Genomic DNA, 18,011 nt, shown 5'->3' on the forward strand with positions numbered 1-18,011 from the left:
GGGGAGGACGCACCATGGCGATGACGGCGGCGGTCAAGGACGAGCTGAGCCGGTTGCCGGTGACGACGACGGCGGCGCGCAAGGCCGAGGTCTCGGTCATGCTCCGGTTCGCCGGCGGCCTGCACATCGTCTCCGGACGCATCGTCATCGAGGCCGAGCTCGACTCCGCCTCGATCGCCCGGCGGTTGCGGCGCGACATCGCCGACGTCTTCGGCCACCCCAGCGACCTGCTCGTCGTGCAGGCCGGCGGACTGCGCCGCGCCACCCGCTACGTCCTGCGCGTCGCCCGCGACGGGGAGTCCCTGGCCCGCCAGACGGGGCTCCTCGACGGCCGTGGCCGGCCCGTGCGCGGCCTGCCCTCGCACATCGTCTCCAGCTCCACCCAGATCGCCGAGGCCGCCTGGCGCGGAGCGTTCCTGGCCCGCGGCTCCCTCACCGAACCGGGTCGCTCCGCCGCGCTCGAGGTCACCTGCCCCGGCCCCGAGGCGGCGCTCGCGCTCGTCGGCGCCGCCCGCCGGCTGGAGCTGTCGGCCAAGGCGCGCGAGGTGCGCGGCGTGGACCGCGTGGTCCTGCGCGACGGCGACGCGATCTCGGCGCTGCTGACGCGCCTGGGCGCGCACGACGCGATGATGACGTGGGAGGAGCGGCGCATGCGCCGCGAGGTGCGGGCGACCGCCAACCGCCTCGCGAACTTCGACGACGCCAACCTGCGCCGCTCGGCGCGGGCCGCGGTCGCGGCGGGTGCCCGCGTCGAGCGGGCCCTGGAGCTGCTCGGCGAGGACATCCCCGACCACCTGCTGCAGGCCGGCCGTCTCCGGCTGGAGCACAAGCAGGCCAGCCTCGAGGAGCTCGGCCAGCTCGCCGACCCGCCCATGACCAAGGACGCCATCGCCGGCCGCATCCGGCGGCTGCTCGGGATGGCCGACAAGAAGGCCATCGAGCTGGGCGTGCCGGGCACCGAGTCGGGCCTGACGGCGGACATGCTCGACGCCTGAGCCACCCCGGGTCCGCGGGGACGTGACGCAGGCCATAGGGTCGTGCCGACGCCGCGGGGCCCGCGGCGGGTGCCCCCGGTCGTCAGCGGGGTACCGCACCAGTACTGATCACGTACGGGACGCACGAGACGCACCCGGCCCGCCCGGTCACGGGGTGCGTCAAGGATGGAGAGCGCATGACCACTCGGGTCGGCATCAACGGATTCGGCCGCATCGGCCGCAACTTCTTCCGCGCCGCACTCGCGCAGAACGCGGACGTCGAGATCGTGGCGGTCAACGACCTCACCGACGCCAAGGCGCTGGCGCACCTGCTCAAGCACGACTCCATCCTCGGCAAGCTCGCCGAGGACGTGCGCGTCGAGGGCGACTCGATCGTCGTCGGGTCCAAGAGCGTCAAGGTGCTCGCCGACCGCGACCCCGCCAACCTCGGCTGGGGCGACCTGGGCGTGGACGTCGTCGTGGAGTCCACCGGCTTCTTCACCGACGGCGAGAAGGCCAAGGCCCACCTGGCCGCCGGCGCCAAGAAGGTCGTCATCTCGGCGCCCGCCACCAACAACGACGTCACCGTCGTCATGGGCGTCAACGACTCCGACTACGACGCGTCGAAGCACTCGCTGATCTCGAACGCGTCCTGCACCACCAACTGCCTGGCCCCGCTGGCCAAGGTCCTCGACGACGCCTTCGGCATCGAGCGCGGCCTCATGACCACGGTCCACGCCTACACCGCGGACCAGAACCTGCAGGACGGCCCGCACAAGGACCTGCGTCGCGCCCGCGCTGCCGCCCTCAACATCGTCCCGACCTCGACGGGTGCGGCCAAGGCCATCGGCCTGGTCCTGCCCACGCTCAAGGGCAAGCTCGACGGGTACGCGCTGCGCGTGCCGGTCCCGACCGGTTCGGCGACCGACCTCACCGTCACCCTGGGCCGCGAGGTCACCGCCGAAGAGGTCGACGCCGCCTACAAGGCCGCGGCCGAGGGCCCGCTCAAGGGCTACCTCGTGTACTCCGACGAGCCGCTGGTCTCCTCCGACATCGTCACCGACCCGGCGTCGTGCATCTACGACTCCGGCCTGACGAAGGTCAACGGGAACCAGGTCAAGGTCGTCGGCTGGTACGACAACGAGTGGGGCTACTCCAACCGCCTCGTGGACCTCGTCACGCTCGTGGGTTCCTCCCTCTGAGCCTCTGACACACTCCGGCCCGGACACTCGCGCGCACAGCCCGAGTGCCCGGGCCGTCGTCCGTCCGGACCCCGGACGGCAGCCGGATCCGGACAGCAGCAGAAGGGAACGTCCGTGAAGACCATCGACGACCTCGAGGCCCAGCTCGGCGGCCTCGCCGGCAAGCGGGTCCTCGTCCGCAGCGACCTCAACGTCCCGCTGGACCACTCCGGTGAGCAGCCGGTCATCACCGACGACGGCCGCATCCGCGCCTCGGTCCCCACGCTGCGGCGCCTCCTGGACGCCGGGGCCCGCGTCGTCGTGACGGCCCACCTCGGCCGTCCGAAGGGCGCCCCCGAGGCCAAGTACTCCCTCGCCCCGGTGCACGCCCGCCTCGCCGAGCTGCTGGACGGCGTCGACGTCGCCTTCTGCCCCGTCACGGTCGGCGCCGAGGCGACCGCCGCCGTGGCGGCGCTGGGCGACGGGCAGCTGCTGCTGCTGGAGAACATCCGCTTCAACGCCGGCGAGACGAGCAAGGACGAGGGGGAGCGCGGTGCGTTCGCCGACGAGCTCGCCGCCCTGGCCGACGCCTACGTCTCCGACGGCTTCGGCGCGGTGCACCGCAAGCACGCCAGCGTCTACGACGTCGCGCGTCGCCTGCCGCACGCCGCGGGTGGTCTCGTCGCGACCGAGGTCGAGGTCCTGCGCCGCCTGACGACCGACCCGGAGCGGCCCTACGCCGTCGTCCTGGGCGGGTCGAAGGTCTCCGACAAGCTCGGCGTCATCGACAACCTCCTCGGCTCGCTGCTGACGTCGGGGGACCGCCTCCTCGTCGGCGGCGGAATGGTCTTCACCTTCCTGGCCGCGACGGGCCGCGAGGTGGGCAAGAGCCTGCTCGAGGCCGACCACCTCGACCGGGTCCGCGGGTACGTGCAGAGCGCGCAGGACAAGGGCGTCGAGCTCGTCCTGCCCACCGACGTCGTCGCCGCGACGGCGTTCGCCGCCGACGCCGACCCGCAGGTCGTCTCCGCGGACGCGATCCCGGCCGACCGCCTCGGCCTGGACATCGGTCCCGACTCCGCCGCGGCCTTCGCCGCGGCCCTCGCCGACGCGCGCACGGTCTTCTGGAACGGCCCCATGGGCGTGTTCGAGATGGAGCCCTACGCCGGCGGCACCCGTGCCGTGGCGCAGGCCCTCGTCGACGCGAAGGCCGCATCCGGCGCGTTCAGCGTCGTGGGCGGGGGCGACTCGGCCGCCGCCGTGCGCACGCTCGGCTTCGCCGACGAGCAGTTCGGGCACATCTCCACCGGCGGTGGGGCGAGCCTGGAGTACCTCGAGGGCAAGCAGCTGCCCGGCCTCGACGTCCTCGACTGACCCCCTCCCACCCCTGCAGGAAGGCGCACCGATGCCTCGCACCCCGCTCATCGCCGGCAACTGGAAGATGGTCCTGGACCACCAGCAGGGCACCCTGCTGGTCCAGAAGCTCGACTGGACCCTCAAGGACGCCAAGCACGACTACTCGGCCGTCGAGGTGGCCGTGCTGCCCTCGCACACGAGCCTGCGCACCGTGCAGACCCTCATCGAGGGCGACAAGCTGTCCGTCCGCCTCGGCGCCCAGGACGTCTCCGAGCACGACTCCGGCGCCTACACCGGTGAGGTGTCGGCCGCGCAGCTCGCCAAGCTCGGCGTCGCGTACGTGGCCGTCGGTCACTCCGAGCGCCGCCAGTACCAGGGCGAGACCGACGCCGTGGTGCGCGCCAAGACGGCCAAGGCGCTGGCCGGCGGGATCGTCCCCATCGTCTGCGTCGGGGAGCCGCTGGAGGTCCGCAAGGCGGAGCAGCACGTCGAGCACACCGTCGGACAGGTCACTCAGGCCCTCACGGGGCTGACGGCCGAGCAGGTCGCCGGCCTCGTCCTGGCCTACGAGCCGGTGTGGGCCATCGGGACCGGCGAGGTCGCCACCCCCGAGGACGCGCAGGAGGTGTGCGCCGCGCTGCGCTCCGCCGTGGCCGAGCAGTTCGACCAGACGACGGCCGACGCCGTGCGGATCCTCTACGGCGGCAGCGTGAAGCCTGCCAACATCGCCTCGATCATGAAGCAGCCGGACGTCGACGGTGCCCTCGTCGGCGGCGCCAGCACGGACGCGGGCGACTTCGCCGCGATCGTGCGCTTCCGCGATCATCCGGCCTGAGGACAGCCGGTGATGGCCTAGGCTGGGCGGCGTGAGCGTCCTCCGCATCGTGCTGCAGGTGATCCTCGCGATCTCCAGCCTCTTCCTGACCCTGCTCATCCTGCTGCACAAGGGCAAGGGGGGCGGCCTGTCGGACATGTTCGGCGGCGGCGTCACCACGAGCCTGTCGGGTTCGAGCATGGCCGAGCGGAACCTCAACCGCTTCACGATCACGATCGGCTGCGTCTGGTTCGCGACCGTCGTGCTGCTCGGCCTGGTCGAGCGCTTCACCAACGAGTTCTGAGGAGACGACCGACGTGGCAGGTGGCAACGCCATCCGTGGCAGCAGGGTCGGCGCCGGCCCCATGGGCGAGGCGGAACGCGGTGACACCGCTCCCCGCATCCGCATCTCGTACTGGTGCGCCAACGGGCACGAGACGAAGCCCAGCTTCGCCGAGGAGTCCGGGGTCGAGCCGCCGGAGACGTGGGACTGCCCGCGCTGCGGGTTCCCCGCCGGCACGGACCGGAGCAACCCGCCGGCCCCGCCGAAGAACGAGCCCTACAAGACGCACCTCGCGTACGTGAAGGAGCGCCGCTCCGACGCCGACGGCGAGGCCATCCTCAACGAGGCCCTGGACTCGCTGCGGGCGCGCGGTCTCATCCGCTGACGCCCTGCACGACGAAGGCCCCCCGCGCACCGCGCGGGGGGCCTTCGTCGTCTGCGCGTGTCTCAGAGGTCGGCGGCTGAGGCCTCGTCGACGAGCCAGAGCGTCCGCTCGGTGCCGAAGACGCCCGCGGCGGGGGTCTCGGAGACGTCGCCCGCCGCGACGCCGCGAGCGACCGCGGCGGCCTTCTCCGCACCCGCGGCCACGAGCCAGACCTGCTTGGCCCGCGCGATGGCGCCGAAGGTGAACGACACCCGCAACGGCGGGGGCTTGGGGGACTCCCGGATCCCGACGACGCTGGACTCGTCCCGCGCCAGCCCCGGGTGCCCCGGGAACAGCGAGGCGACGTGGCCGTCGGGGCCCATGCCCAGCAGCAGGACGTCGAACGCCGGAACCTCCGCGCCGTCGCCGAACTGCAGCAGTTCGGCGGCGTAGCGGGCGGCGGCCGCGTCGAGGTCGTCCCCGTCGGGCCCGTCGACGGCCGGCGGGTAGTGCACGGTCGAGACGTCGAGGTCCAGCGCGCCGAGGAGGGCGTCCTGGGCCTGCGTCGCGTTCCGTTCCGGGTCACCCGTCGGCAGGAACCGCTCGTCGGACCACCAGAAGTGCACCCGGCGCCAGTCCACCGTGTCGCGGCTGGGCGCCGCAGCGACGGCCGCGAGCGTCTTGCCGCCGATGGTGCCGCCCGTCAGCGAGACGTGTGCGACGCCCCGGGCGGACTGCGCGTCGGCCAGCGCCGTGACCAGGCGGTCCGCGGTGGCCGATGCGAGGAGCTCCGGCGTGGCGTACCGGACGACGGAGACGTCGGTGCGGCTCACCGGCCCACCGCCCCGCGGGCGGCGCGGGTGCGCGGCGCGGTCTTCCCCGCCGCGGTCTTCTTCGCGACCGGCGTGGCGGCCTTCTTCCCGGCGGCGGCGCGCTTGCGGACCGTGGCGACCTTCGGCGTCTCGGAGTCCGGGGCCTCACCGGCGACGGGGGAGGTGCCGTCGGAACGTTCCTGCTCCGGTGGAGCGCCCTTCATCTGCTCCGACACCACGGCCGACGCGGCCTCGGCGGCGGCCTGACGAGCGGCGGCGCCGCGGCTGCCGGACAGCTTCCCGGCGTGCTCGGCGTCGCGGGCCGACATGACCTTCTTGCCCACCTGGGGCAGGCCGTCGCGCAGGACCTCGCCGTAGACCTCGTCGGGGTCCAGACGACGCAGCTCCTCCGTCAGGCAGTCCTTCACCTGACGGCGGGCCAGCGACAGGCGCCGGTCCGGCTGACCGGGCTGGGTCAGCGTGGCGACCGTCGCGTCGGGGCGGATCAGTTCCACCGCACCGGACTTGCGTTCCAGACGCACGCTCTGCACGCCCGTCCCGCGCCGGGTGCGGGCCCGCACGACCGGTGCCTTGAGCTTGGCCGCCAGCCACGCGGCGAGCAGTTCGGTGCTCGGGCTGTCCGGGGCGCCCGCGACCGTGATGGACGTGACGGGCTCGTACGGCGGCTGGTCCAGCGCCGCCGCGAGCAGTGCCCGCCAGTTCGTCAGCCGCGTCCAGGCGAGGTCTGTGTCGCCCTCCCGGTACGTCGTCCGCCGGGCCTCCAGCGCCTTGGCCGGGTCACGCGACTCCGCGGAGTCGGTGATGCGGCGCTGGGCGATGCGGCCGATGGAGTCGGTGCGCAGGTCGTCGGGGGCCGATCCCGGCCAGTAGGCCACGATCGGCGCGTCCGGCAGCAGCAGCGAGACGATGGTCGTCTCCCCGTGCTCCACGAGCGGGCCGTAGGCGCGCAGCACGATGACCTCGCTGGCGCCGGCGTCCCCGCCGACCCGGATCTGCGCGTCGAGGCGGGCGGCGCCCCGCTTGTTCCCCCGGGCCAGCACGAGCACCCGGCACGGGTGCTCGCGGCTGGCCTCGTTGGCCGCGGAGATGGCGTCCTCGGCGTGGGCATCGTCGGTGATGACGACGAGCGTCAGCACCCGGCCGAGGGCCACGGCCCCACCGGAGTCGCGCAGGTCGATGAGCGCCTTGTTGATGGCGCTCGTCGACGTGCTGGGCAGGTCGATGATCATCGCGAGACCTCTCTGGTGCGCGTCACGGTCGCCGCCACTGCCGGCCCGTCCGCTCGAGCATGGCGTCCGCCGACGGCGGTCCCCACGTGCCCGACGGGTAGGGCTCCGGCTGGCCGTTCTTGGACCAGAACGAGGTGATCGGGTCGAGGATCTTCCACGACAGCTCGACCTCCTCGTGCCGCGGGAACAGCGGCGGGTCGCCGAGCAGGACGTCCAGGATGAGCCGCTCGTAGGCCTCGGGGCTGGACTCGGTGAAGGCGTGCCCGTAGCCGAAGTCCATCGTCACGTCGCGCACCTCCATCGCGGTGCCCGGGACCTTCGACCCGAACCGCATGGTGATGCCCTCGTCCGGCTGGACCCGGATGACCAGGGCGTTCTGCCCCAGCTCCTCGGTCGCCGTCCGTTCGAAGGGCAGGTGCGGGGCGCGCTTGAAGACGACGGCGATCTCGGTCACCCGGCGGCCCAGGCGCTTGCCGGCCCGCAGGTAGAACGGGACCCCCGCCCAGCGGCGGGTGTCGATCTCCAGCTCGATCGCGGCGAACGTCTCGGTGCGCGACTTCGGGTCGATGCCGTCCTCGTCCAGGTAGCCCTTGACGAACTCCGACCCCTGCCAGCCCGAGGCGTACTGACCCCGCGCGGTGGACCGGGCCAGGTCCTTCAGCGGCCGCACGGCCGAGAGGACCTTGGCCTTCTCGGCGCGCAGGTCCGCCGCCTCGAAGGACACCGGTTCCTCCATGGCCGTGAGGGCCAGGAGCTGCAGGAGGTGGTTCTGGATGACGTCGCGCGCCGCGCCGATCCCGTCGTAGTACCCCGCGCGGCCACCGATGCCGATGTCCTCGGCCATGGTGATCTGCACGTGGTCCACGTGGTTGGCGTTCCAGAGCGGCTCGAACATCTGGTTCGCGAAGCGCAGCGCCAGGATGTTCTGGACCGTCTCCTTGCCGAGGTAGTGGTCGATGCGGAACACCGAGTCCGGCGGGAAGACGTCCTCGACGACGGCGTTCAGCTCGCGCGCCGACTTCAGGTCGTGCCCGAACGGCTTCTCGATGACGACGCGTCGCCACTGGTCGCCGTGCTGCGCGCTCAACCCGCTGCGCGCCAACTGCTTGGCGACGACGGGGAAGAACCGCGGCGGGATCGACATGTAGAACGCGTGGTTCCCGCCCGTCCCGCGCACCCGGTCGAGGTCGGCGACGGTCGAGGCGAGCTGGTCGAACGCCTCGTCGTCGTCGAACTCCCCGGGCACGAACCGGAAACCCTCGGCGAGCTGGGCCCACACCGACTCCCGGAACGGGGTCCGGGCGTGCTGGCGCACCGAGTCGTAGACGATCTTGCCGAAGTCCTGGTCCACCCAGTCGCGCCGGGCGAACCCGGTGAGGGCGAAGCCCGGGGGCAGCAGCCCCCGGTTCGACAGGTCGTAGATCGCCGGCATGAGCTTCTTGCGCGCCAGGTCCCCGGTCACGCCGAACATCACCATGCCGCAGGGACCGGCGATCCGCGGGAGCCTGCGGTCCCGCGGATCACGCAGCGGGTTCTCCGCTGGCGTCACCCGCGCGGGGCTCACCGGGCGTCTGCCTGCGTCTTCACGCGCTCCAGCTCGTCGGTGACGGTCTGCAGCAGCTCGGCCCAGCTCTTCTCGAACTTGTCCAGGCCGTCGATCTCGAGGAACTCCACGACGTCGGTGTAGGAGACGCCCAGGCGCTCGAGGTCGTCGAGGACCTGCTGGGACTCGCCGTAGGAACCGCGGACCGTGTCCCCGGTGACCTCGGCGTGGTCGACGGTGGCGTCCAGCGTCTTGCCCGGCATCGTGTTGACCGTGTTCGGGGCGACGAGCCCGGTGACGTAGAGGGTGTCGGACAGGTCGGGGTTCTTCACCCCGGTCGAGGCCCACAGCGGACGCTGCGGACGGGCACCGGCCTCCTTGAGGACCTGCCAGCGCGGGGTCGAGAAGACCTCCTCGTAGGCCTGGTAGGCCAGGCGCGCGTTGGCCAGGCCGGCCTTGGAGCGCAGGGCCTTCGCCTCGTCCGTCCCGATCTCGTCGAGGCGCTTGTCGATCTCGGTGTCGACGCGGGAGACGAAGAAGGACGCGACGGACTCGATCGTCGACAGGTCGTGGCCGTTGACCTTCGCCTGCTCCAGACCCGTCAGGAAGGCCTGCATGACGGCGCGGTAGCGGTCCAGGGAGAAGATCAGCGTGACGTTGACGCTGATGCCCTCGGACAGCGCGGTGGTGATGGCGCCCAGGCCCTCGACCGTCGCGGGGATCTTGATGTAGAGGTTCTCGCGGCTCACGGCCTTCCAGAGCGTCCGGGCGGACTCCTCGGTGGCGGCGGTGTCGCGCGCCTGGCGCGGGTCGACCTCGAGGGAGACGCGACCGTCGAGGCCGTCGGTGCGGTCGAAGACCGGCTTCAGCACGTCGCAGGCGCGGCGCACGTCCTCGGTGGTGATCTCGAAGACGGCCTTCTCGGTGTCGGCGCCGGCGGCGACGAGCTGGGAGACCTGCTCGGTGTAGCGGTCGCCCTTGGACAGGGCGGTGGCGAAGATCGTCGGGTTGGACGTGACGCCCAGGACGCCGAGGTCGACGAGGCGCTGCAGCTCGCCGCCGTCGGTCAGCTCGCGGGACAGGTCGTCCAGCCAGACCGAGACGCCGTGCTCGCGCAGGGCCGAGAGGTTGCTGCTGGGGCTGACCTGGGAGGTGCTGGTGGTGTCGCTCACGGGGAGTGCTCCGTTCCTTCGTCCACGGGGTTCTGTGGGCGCCGGGACGGCGCCCGCACGAGGTCCCGGGGGCCCGCAGGTGCGGGCCCCCGGGTGGTGCTCACTGCAGACCGGCGAGGGATTCCTTCGCGGCGGTCACGACCGCGGTGTCGGTCATGCCGAACTCGCGGTACAGGTCCTGGTAGTCCGCCGAGGCGCCGAAGTGCTCGATCGAGACCGAGCGGCCGGCGTCGCCGACGATGCCCTCCCAGCCGAAGGCCAGGGCGGCCTCGACCGAGACGCGCGCCTTGACCTGCGGGAGCAGGACGGTGTCGCGGTAGGCCTGGTCCTGCTCGAAGAACCACTCGCGGCACGGCATCGACACGACGCGGGTGGGGACGCCCTCCGCCTCGAGCTTCTCGCGCGCTGCGACGGCGATCTGGACCTCGGACCCGGTGCCGATGAGGATCACCTGCGGGGTCGCGGCCGAGCTCTCCACGAGGGTGTACGCGCCCTTGGCCACGCCCGAGGCGTCGCCCCAGCCGTCCTGCGAGCGGTCGAACGTCGGCAGGTTCTGGCGCGAGAGCGCCAGGCCGGCCGGGCGGTCGGTGTGGTCGAGGATCGTGCGCCACGCCCACGCCGTCTCGTTGGCGTCGCCGGGGCGGACGACGTCCAGGCCCGGGATCGCGCGCAGCGCGGCGAGGTGCTCGACCGGCTGGTGCGTCGGGCCGTCCTCGCCCAGGCCGATGGAGTCGTGCGTCCACACGTACGTCACCGGCAGCTTCATGATGGCCGCGAGGCGGACCGCGGGGCGCATGTAGTCGCTGAAGACGAGGAACGTGCCGCCGTAGGGGCGGGTGCCGCCGTGCAGCGCGATCCCGTTGAGGATGGCGCCCATGGCGTGCTCGCGGATCCCGAAGTGCAGGGTGCGGCCGTAGAGGTTGCCCTCCCACGTCTTCGTCGTGCGGCTCTCCGGCAGGAAGCTCGGCTCGCCCTTCATCGACGTGAGGTTCGACTCGGCCAGGTCGGCCGACCCGCCCCACAGCTCCGGCAGGGTCGAGGCCAGGGCGTTGAGCACCTCGCCGGACGCCTTGCGGGAGGCGATGGACGTGCCCGCCTCGAAGACCGGCAGCGCCTGCTCCCAGCCCGCGGGCAGGGTGCGGGTGCGGATGCGGTCGAAGAGCTCGGCGCGCTCACCGGCGCCGGCGCGCCAGGCGTCGAACTCCTGCTGCCAGGCGGCGTGGTCGGCCTTGGCGCGCTCGCGCAGACCGCGGGTGTGGGCGATGACGTCGTCGGCGACCGCGAAGTCGGCCTCGGGGTCGAAGCCCAGGAGCTCCTTGGTGGCCTTCACCTCGGCGTCGCCGAGGGCGGAACCGTGGGACTTGCCCGTGTTCTGCAGGTTCGGCGCCGGGTAGGCGATGATCGTGCGCAGCACGATGATCGACGGCTTGCTCGTCTCGGCCTTGGCGGCCTCGATCGCGGCGTGCAGCCCGGCGACGTCCTCGGTGTACTCGCCCTCGCCGCCGTTGGTCCAGTCGATGGTCTGGACGTGCCAGCCGTAGGACTCGTAGCGCTGGGCGGTGTCCTCGCCGAGGGCGATCGCGGTGTCGTCCTCGATGGAGATGTGGTTCTGGTCGTAGATGACGACCAGGTTGCCCAGCTCCTGGACACCGGCGATGGCCGAGGCCTCGGAGGTCACGCCCTCCTCGATGTCGCCGTCGGAGGCCAGCACGTAGACGTGGTGGTCGAACGGGCTCGTGCCGGGGGCGGCGTCCGGGTCGAAGAGGCCGCGCTCGCGGCGGGCGGCCATGGCCATCCCGACGGCCGAGGACAGGCCCTGGCCGAGGGGACCGGTGGTCATCTCGACGCCCGCGGTGTGCCCGTGCTCGGGGTGGCCCGGCGTCTTCGAGCCCCACTTGCGCAGCGCCTTGAGGTCGTCCAGCTCCAGGCCGTAGCCGGCGAGGTACAGCTGGATGTAGAGCGTGAGGCTGGAGTGCCCGCAGGAGAGCACGAACCGGTCGCGACCGGCCCAGTCCGGGTCCGCCGGGTCCTGCCGCAGCATCTTCTGGAACAGCAGGTAGGCGACCGGCGCGAGGCTCATCGCGGTACCCGGGTGCCCGTTGCCTGCGCGCTGCACGGCGTCCATGGCCAGGACGCGGACGGTGTCGACCGCCTTCGTGTCGAGTTCGCTCCACTCGAGGGGCTGGCTCACGTGTCTCCTCCCGTGCGAACCAGCTGACCGCCCAGCGCCCGGATGGCGGTGGGGGACCGGCCGTTGGTCCGCTCTGTCGTCTTCCGTCGCGGCCGGGACCGTGCTGTTCTGGTCCGGCGTCCGAGGCGTTGAGCATTGCGTTCTGTGCGGTGACGCTCCGTGCCCGTCGCTCGCGGCGGTGTGGGACGCGTCACCTGTGGTGAGCCTACTCGCAGGGGGGGGAGCCGCAGCTGGGCAGGGGTCGGCGTCCCCTGTGGCGTCCCCCTGTGGCGTCTCCGTGAGCGGGGGCGACGCGCCCGCCGCGACCCTCCCGGGTACGACAGCGCGTAGCAGAGGCGTAAGCTCGGGTCTGCCCGTCGTCACCTCGCCCTGAGGACACTGTGACCGTCGCCGACCCGCGTCTCTCCGACGCCCCTGCGCACTCCCGGACCAGCTTGCTGGGACGTCGTCGCGGTGGGCGCCCCTCGCGCTTCCCCCGGGTCGCCGCCTACGTCGCCCTCACCAAGCCGCGCATCGTCGAGCTCCTGCTCATCACGACGATCCCGGTGATGCTCTTCGCGGCGGACGGCTTGCCCTCGGGCTGGCTGGTGCTGACGACGTTCGTCGGTGGGGCGCTGGCCGCCGGGAGCGCGAACACGCTCAACTGCTACTTCGACCGCGACATCGACGCGCTCATGAAGCGGACCGAGAACCGTCCCCTCGTGACCGGCGCGGTCACCCCGCGCCAGGCGCTGGTCTTCGCGACCGTCCTGGGGATCGCCTCGACCGCGCTGTTCGTCGCCTTCGTCAACGTGCTGTCGGCGGCGCTGGCGGTGGGCGCGATCCTGCTCTACGTCGTCGGCTACACGCTGCTGCTCAAGCGCCGCACGTCCCAGAACATCGTCTGGGGCGGTGTCGCGGGTTGCATGCAGGTGCTCATCGGCTGGACCGCGGTGACGGGATCGCTCAGCTGGGCGCCCTTCGTCCTCTTCGGGGTCATCTTCCTGTGGACCCCGCCGCACTACTGGCCGCTGTCGGTCCGCTACCGCGAGGACTACGCCAACGCCGGCGTCCCGATGCTGCCCGTCGTGGCCAAGCCGACCACGGTCTCCCGCCAGATCGTCGCCTACACCGTGGCGATGGTCCTGTGCTCGCTGCTGCTCGTCCCCCTGGGCGGGGCCGGGGTGGTCTACGGCGTCGCCGCCCTGGTCCTCGGCCTGGCCTTCCTGGGGCAGACGATCGGGCTGCACGGGCGTGCCACCCGGTTCGAGCGCGAGACCGGCGGCCGGGACGCGGGCACGCTGGAGCAGCTGCGGCGCATCTCGCCGATGGGCGTCTTCCACGGCTCGATCACCTACCTGACGCTCCTGTCGGTGGCCGTCGCCGTCGACCCGTTCCTGCGGGTCTCCTGGCCGTTCTGACCGTCTGGCGTGCCCGCCGGCCCGGAGCAGCCGCCGGCGGACAGCGTCCACGCGTGCTCGAGGAACGCTCCGTGCCCCGTGGTCTGCTCGACGGCGTCGTCGTGGGCCTGCTGCTCATGGCCGTCTTCACCGCGGCGTGGAGCGCCAACACCCTCGGGACCTGGCCGGGGGCCGTGGGCACCGTCGTCACCGCGCTGAGCGTGCTGGTCGGCGTCTGGTTCGTGGTGACCGCGGTGCGGCTGGTGCGGGTGCGGGGTCGTGCGAGCACCTCGACGACGCCGGAGGAGGAGCGCTGGCGCAAGCGCAGCGGGATCGCCTTCGGGTGGGTCTTCACCCTCGAGGCCGTCCTCATCGTGGTCGCGGCCAACGTCCTCAGTGCCGTCGGCCGTCCCGACCTCGTGCTCCCGGCCATCGCCCTGGTCGTCGGGCTGCACTTCTACCCGATGGCCAGGATCTTCCGACGGCGCGTCGACACCTGGCTCGCCACCGTGCTGAGCGCGGTGGGGCTGGCGGGGCTGCTGGCGTTGCTCCTCACGAGCACCGACCGCAACACCGTGTGGGGTCTCGTCGCCTGCGGGGCGGCGCTGACGACCGGTGCGTACGGGGTGTACTTCACGCGGATCGCCGGGGACCTGCTCTCCCGGACGGTACCGGGGGCCTGACCGCGGGGCCGCGCACGGATCCGGTCAGAGCGGCTGCCCGGGGTTGTCCCGCAGCACGGTGCCGTCCCGCAGGGTCACGTCGAGCGTGGACATGGGCACCGCATAGGTAGTGGGGCTGCAGGGCCCGTCGCAGTTCTGGCCCTGACCGGGGGGCGGCGTCGTGGTCATCCGCATCGCCCGGCCCGGCCACCACGCTGCGTAGTGACCGTCCTGGACCGTTGCCTGCACGGTCCGGCCCCCCGGGCGTGCACGGTGACGCCTGCCACGTCCTCGCCCACGAGCCCGTCGACGACCGCGAGCTCGTCCCCCCCGAGTGGTCTGCTCGTGGACACTGGCGTCAGAGACGGCCCCGGCGGCAGGCCGACGGCCCCCGCCGCCCCCGCCGCCCCCGCCGGCGACGAACGTCGCGTCCCCGCTTTCGGGCAGGTCCACGACGCAGGACAACGTCGTGACCGGTCGCGAGCCCTCGTCGAGCACGACCAGCACGAGGTCGCCCCGCCGCTCGGCCAGCCGCGTCTGGAGCCGGTCGACCTGGTGGTCGGACGTCAGCAGTTCGTCCTCGACGCAGACCTGACGGACAGCCACTGCGCCGGCGGGGCTGGCGGTCGTGGGCACGGGGGCCCACGACTCCGCGTACGCCGTTCCCCGCCCCCGAGGTGCGAAGTCCTGACCCCGAGCGCGACGACGCCGGCGGCCACGGCGAGGGCGCCCACGCGCCGGGCGGTGCGGGGGCGTCGGGGCAGGAGGGGGTCACGTCCGCCCGGAGCCCGCGGGTGGGACAGGATCCCGTCGAGTGCGAGCCGGGCCCGGACGAGCGCGGCGTGGTCCAGGGGTGCCTGTGGCGCGGCGTCCAGGGCCCGCAGCGCCTCCTCGACGCGCGCGGTGTCGCGGTCGGCGGTGGTCACCGGGTCGCCTCCAACGTCTCGTCGGTCAGTGGGTGCTCGTGCCGTGCCTCGACGGGGTCGGCGGCGTCCGCATCGTCGAGGTGGGCGCGCAGGGCCCGCCGGGCCCGCGTGAGCCGCAGTCGGTGGGCGGTTGCGGTGGTACCCAGCACCAGCGCGGCCTGGGCGGAGGTGAGATCCTCGAAGACCGCGAGGGCGAGGACCTCCTGCTCACCAGGCGCGAGGCGGTGCCAGGCGGCGGCGAGGTCGAGGGATGCGATGACGCCGTCGTGGGGGGTGCTCATCGACTCGCCCTGTTCGGCCAACCGGATGGCGAGCGCCGGGCGTCGCGTGCTGCCCTGGCGGGAGGTCAGCAGGCAGTTGCGGGCGATGCCGAAGACCCACGGCCGGAGGGCGTGGGGGCGTCGCCGAACCGCCGCCGTGCGACGAGGAGCGCCTCAGCCGCCACGTCCTCGGCGCTGCCGGCGGCCTCGCGCGGGAGGCGACGGCTCACGAAGCGCCGGAGGTCGGCGTGCACGGCACGACTCTGCACGTCGAATGCCCCAGCGCTCGAGCCCGTTCGGGGCGACGGGAGCTCGAGGGGAGGAGTGGCGCAGGTGCATCCTCGGAGGGTGCAGATGCGCGACGTGCTCTTCCACCAGGTGGCCGAGTGGGAACGGGACGGTGGGGGACCCCGGTTCGTGTGGGTCTGGCTCGCCCTCGACGACGGGCTGGTGGCCACCGGTGAGCACGAAGGCCCGGACAACCACGCCGGGGTGTGGTCCCCGTCCGCGTTCTTGGAGACCTGGCCGGACCGCCTCGACGCTCCGGCCGCGCGGTGGCTCGCCCCGCTCGTCGACCGCATGGCCCGGGGCGAGGACGTGCGTGACGCGGTGCTCACCCGGTACGCCGACCTGCACGGGCGACCGCCCGCGACCACCGTCTGGAGCCTGCAGGCGAGCGTGGGCCAGGGACCGCCTCCGTGAGAGGGACGGGAGGGGCCGCTCCGCACCGCCCCTGCCCGGCGCGTCAGCGCCGCCGGTTCCGCACGGTGAGGGCGAGGGAGGCGAGGGCGGCGACGACCGCGACTGCCCACCACGCGCTCGCGGAGTAGACGGTCCCGCCGGCACCCGCACCGCGGGCGGTCAGGAGGACCCACACCACGAGCAGCGCCGCCCCGGCGAGTGCACAGCCGAGGGTGGCGGGGGTGCGCCGGCGGCCGGCCAGGGCGAGGACCAGGGCCAGCAGCACGAGGACCACCCCGAGGGCGAGGACGCCGAGACCGAGGAGGGCGGCGTTCACCGGGGCGGTCCCGCGCTCACTCCCAGCGGAACCACCGCGCGCACGCCAGGCTGCAGGCGACCGCCCAGACGACGAGCACGACGAGCGGGCCGAGCGCGAAGGTCCCGGACCCGAGCGCCTCGCGGACGGCCGTCCCGAGCGCGCCGGAGGGCAGCAGGTCGGTGACGGGGGACAGGGGCGAGGGCAGCACGAGCCCGCCGCCGGCGAGCAGCAGCACCCACACGAAGTTGGCGACGGCCAGGGTCCCCTCGGCCCGCACCGTCCCGGCGAGCAGCAGGCCCAGCGCGGTGAAGGCCGCGACCCCGAGGAGCACGGCGGGCACGGCGACGAGCAGCCGGCCCGACGGGGACCATCCGAGCGCGGTGGCCAGGGCCCCCAGCACGACGACCTGCACGACGACGAGGCCGAGCACGGCCAGCACCTTCCCGGCCAGCAGGCCGCCGCGTCCCAGCGGTGACGTCGCCAGCAGCCGCAGGACGCCGTTGCGGCGGTCGAACCCGGTGGCGATGGCCTGCCCCGTGAACGCCGTCGAGACGACGGCCAGGGCCACGACCCCGCCGAGCGCGAGGGCGGGGCGGTCGCCGGCGCCGAGGTCGAGGGACGTCACGCGGGTGACCCCGACGAGGACGAGGGCGGGCAGCAGGAGGGTCAGCAGCAGCTGCTCACCGTTGCGCAGGGCGATCGTGGCCTCGAAGCGGCCCTGGCGCAGGACGCGCCGGGCGAAGGGGGCCGAGGACCCGCCGGGGGTGAAGTCGAGCCCACCGGTGGACTTCGTCAGGGACGCGCTCACCGCAGGGTCCTCCCGGTCAGGTCGAGGAAGACGTCCTCGAGGGTCTTGCGGACGGGGCCGATGCCCTCGGCCAGCACGTCGTGCGTGGCGCACCAGTTGGTGACCGTGGCGACCACGCGCGGGTCGACCTCCACGCCGGACACCGCGTAGCGACCGGGCTCGGCCTCGCTGACGTCGGCCCCCACGGGCAGGGCGCGCGCGAGGTCCTGCGTCGGCAGTCCGGGGCGGGAGCGGAACGTCAGGGCCGCGGGGCCGGAGGTGAGCTCGTCGGGCGTGCCCGTCGCGACGACGCGTCCGTGGTCGACGACCACGACGTCGTCGGCGAGGCGCTCGGCCTCCTCCATGAGGTGCGTGGTGAGCACGACGGCCACGCCGGCCGCCCGCACCTCCCGCACGACGTCCCAGACGGCCAGCCGGGCCTGCGGGTCCAGGCCGGCGCTCGGCTCGTCGAGGAAGACGACCTCGGGGCGGCCGACGAGGGCGCAGGCCATCGCCAGCCGCTGCCGCTGCCCGCCGGACAGCCGGCGCACGCGGGTCCGGGCGAAGGACGTCAGGCCCAGGCGTCCGGACAGGGCGGTCAGGTCGAGGGGGTCGGTGTGCAGGGCGGCGACGTGGGCCAGCGCCTCGCGGGCCGAGACCCCGGTGGGCAGCCCGCCGTCCTGCAGCATCACCCCGACGCGCGGCCGCAGGACGGCGGCGTCGGCGACGGGGTCCAGGCCCAGCACGCGGACGGTGCCGGAGTCGGCGCGCTGCAGCCCCTCGCAGATCGCGACGGTGGTCGTCTTGCCGGCGCCGTTGGGGCCGAGCACGGCGGTGACGCGACCGCGGGCGGCGGAGAAGGAGAGGCCGTCCAGGACGGCGGGGCCGGCGCCGAAGGCCTTGCGCAGGTCGCGGACCTCGACGGCCGCGGCTGCGCTGCCGTCCGTCGTCGTCGCGGGTGAGGGGGAGCCGAGCGCCACGAGGGAGGAGTCTACGAGGGCGGTAGTAGCGCGCTGGACCGCTCGGCGCGGGGTAGGGCCGACCCGGTGGGGATCTG

18 protein-coding genes are annotated in these 18,011 nt (G+C 73.3%); 9 read left to right on the forward strand and 9 right to left on the reverse strand.

The window, feature by feature from the left end; all coding sequences use genetic code 11:
* The first annotated feature begins 14 nt into the window (after positions 1–14).
* The 6 genes from whiA to ACFEMC_RS09510 all read left to right on the forward strand — a co-directional run bounded on the left by whiA (position 15) and on the right by ACFEMC_RS09510 (position 4,993).
* Positions 15–995 (forward strand): DNA-binding protein WhiA, encoded by a 981-nt coding sequence (whiA, locus tag ACFEMC_RS09485; RefSeq protein ID WP_367639901.1) that lies wholly within the window; start codon positions 15–17, stop codon positions 993–995.
* Between the two features lie 176 nt (positions 996–1,171).
* A complete protein-coding gene (gene gap, locus ACFEMC_RS09490) occupies positions 1,172–2,176 on the forward strand; it encodes a type I glyceraldehyde-3-phosphate dehydrogenase (RefSeq protein ID WP_380175761.1) in 1,005 nt (334 codons plus the stop codon).
* Positions 2,177–2,290: 114 nt separating this feature from the next.
* Positions 2,291–3,529 (forward strand): phosphoglycerate kinase, encoded by a 1,239-nt coding sequence (locus tag ACFEMC_RS09495; RefSeq protein ID WP_380175763.1) that lies wholly within the window; start codon positions 2,291–2,293, stop codon positions 3,527–3,529.
* Positions 3,530–3,560: 31 nt separating this feature from the next.
* A complete protein-coding gene (tpiA, locus tag ACFEMC_RS09500) occupies positions 3,561–4,346 on the forward strand; it encodes a triose-phosphate isomerase (protein ID WP_380175765.1) in 786 nt (261 codons plus the stop codon).
* Between the two features lie 31 nt (positions 4,347–4,377).
* A complete protein-coding gene (gene secG / locus ACFEMC_RS09505; RefSeq protein ID WP_106206194.1) occupies positions 4,378–4,629 on the forward strand; it encodes a preprotein translocase subunit SecG in 252 nt (83 codons plus the stop codon).
* Between the two features lie 13 nt (positions 4,630–4,642).
* Positions 4,643–4,993 (forward strand): RNA polymerase-binding protein RbpA, encoded by a 351-nt coding sequence (locus ACFEMC_RS09510; RefSeq protein WP_366173646.1) that lies wholly within the window; start codon positions 4,643–4,645, stop codon positions 4,991–4,993.
* A gap of 62 nt (positions 4,994–5,055) precedes the next feature.
* Here the strand turns inward: ACFEMC_RS09510 and pgl are convergent, their stop codons facing one another.
* From pgl to tkt, 5 genes are all read right to left on the reverse strand, one after another.
* Positions 5,056–5,805, reverse strand: coding sequence for a 6-phosphogluconolactonase (gene pgl / locus ACFEMC_RS09515; RefSeq protein WP_380175767.1), 750 nt, complete (start codon positions 5,803–5,805; stop codon positions 5,056–5,058).
* Positions 5,802–7,034, reverse strand: a complete 1,233-nt coding sequence (gene opcA, locus ACFEMC_RS09520) for a glucose-6-phosphate dehydrogenase assembly protein OpcA (RefSeq protein ID WP_380175768.1) — start codon at positions 7,032–7,034, stop codon at positions 5,802–5,804. The genes pgl and opcA overlap by 4 nt, the downstream gene beginning before the upstream one ends.
* A gap of 22 nt (positions 7,035–7,056) precedes the next feature.
* The gene (zwf, locus tag ACFEMC_RS09525) at positions 7,057–8,598 is read right to left on the reverse strand and encodes a glucose-6-phosphate dehydrogenase (RefSeq protein ID WP_380175770.1); all 1,542 of its coding nucleotides are present in this window, start codon (positions 8,596–8,598) and stop codon (positions 7,057–7,059) included.
* On the reverse strand, positions 8,595–9,749 hold the full coding sequence (gene tal / locus ACFEMC_RS09530) for a transaldolase (protein WP_380175772.1): 1,155 nt from the start codon (positions 9,747–9,749) through the stop codon (positions 8,595–8,597). The genes zwf and tal overlap by 4 nt, the downstream gene beginning before the upstream one ends.
* Positions 9,750–9,849: 100 nt before the next feature.
* Positions 9,850–11,940, reverse strand: coding sequence for a transketolase (gene tkt / locus ACFEMC_RS09535; protein WP_380175774.1), 2,091 nt, complete (start codon positions 11,938–11,940; stop codon positions 9,850–9,852).
* Positions 11,941–12,320: 380 nt separating this feature from the next.
* On the opposite strand from tkt, the gene ACFEMC_RS09540 reads away from it, so the two are divergent.
* Together ACFEMC_RS09540 and ACFEMC_RS09545 are read left to right on the forward strand one after the other, a co-directional pair.
* Positions 12,321–13,340, forward strand: coding sequence for a heme o synthase (locus ACFEMC_RS09540; RefSeq protein WP_380175776.1), 1,020 nt, complete (start codon positions 12,321–12,323; stop codon positions 13,338–13,340).
* Between the two features lie 53 nt (positions 13,341–13,393).
* Positions 13,394–14,002, forward strand: coding sequence for a hypothetical protein (locus ACFEMC_RS09545; protein WP_380175778.1), 609 nt, complete (start codon positions 13,394–13,396; stop codon positions 14,000–14,002).
* A 901-nt stretch (positions 14,003–14,903) separates the two neighbouring features.
* Here the strand turns inward: ACFEMC_RS09545 and ACFEMC_RS09550 are convergent.
* Positions 14,904–15,188 (reverse strand): sigma factor-like helix-turn-helix DNA-binding protein, encoded by a 285-nt coding sequence (locus ACFEMC_RS09550; RefSeq protein WP_380175780.1) that lies wholly within the window; start codon positions 15,186–15,188, stop codon positions 14,904–14,906.
* Between the two features lie 327 nt (positions 15,189–15,515).
* Here ACFEMC_RS09550 and ACFEMC_RS09555 point away from each other — a divergent pair, with 327 nt between their 5' ends.
* Complete coding sequence (locus ACFEMC_RS09555) at positions 15,516–15,869, forward strand: hypothetical protein (RefSeq protein WP_380175782.1); 354 nt, start codon at positions 15,516–15,518, stop codon at positions 15,867–15,869.
* Between the two features lie 43 nt (positions 15,870–15,912).
* Here the strand turns inward: ACFEMC_RS09555 and ACFEMC_RS09560 are convergent, their stop codons facing one another.
* From ACFEMC_RS09560 to ACFEMC_RS09570, 3 genes are read right to left on the reverse strand one after another with little or no spacing between them, the layout of a single operon-like run.
* Positions 15,913–16,185 carry a hypothetical protein gene (locus ACFEMC_RS09560; RefSeq protein WP_380175784.1) on the reverse strand — a complete coding sequence of 91 codons (273 nt, stop codon included), beginning with the start codon at positions 16,183–16,185 and terminating at the stop codon, positions 15,913–15,915.
* 16 nt (positions 16,186–16,201) lie between these two features.
* Positions 16,202–16,975 carry an ABC transporter permease gene (locus ACFEMC_RS09565; protein WP_380175786.1) on the reverse strand — a complete coding sequence of 258 codons (774 nt, stop codon included), beginning with the start codon at positions 16,973–16,975 and terminating at the stop codon, positions 16,202–16,204.
* A complete protein-coding gene (locus ACFEMC_RS09570) occupies positions 16,972–17,934 on the reverse strand; it encodes an ABC transporter ATP-binding protein (protein WP_380175788.1) in 963 nt (320 codons plus the stop codon). The genes ACFEMC_RS09565 and ACFEMC_RS09570 overlap by 4 nt, the downstream gene beginning before the upstream one ends.
* Between the last annotated feature and the right edge of the window lie 77 nt (positions 17,935–18,011).

The organism is Kineococcus sp. DHX-1 (genome assembly GCF_042473625.1).
Classification (GTDB): Bacteria; Actinomycetota; Actinomycetes; order Actinomycetales; family Kineococcaceae; genus Kineococcus.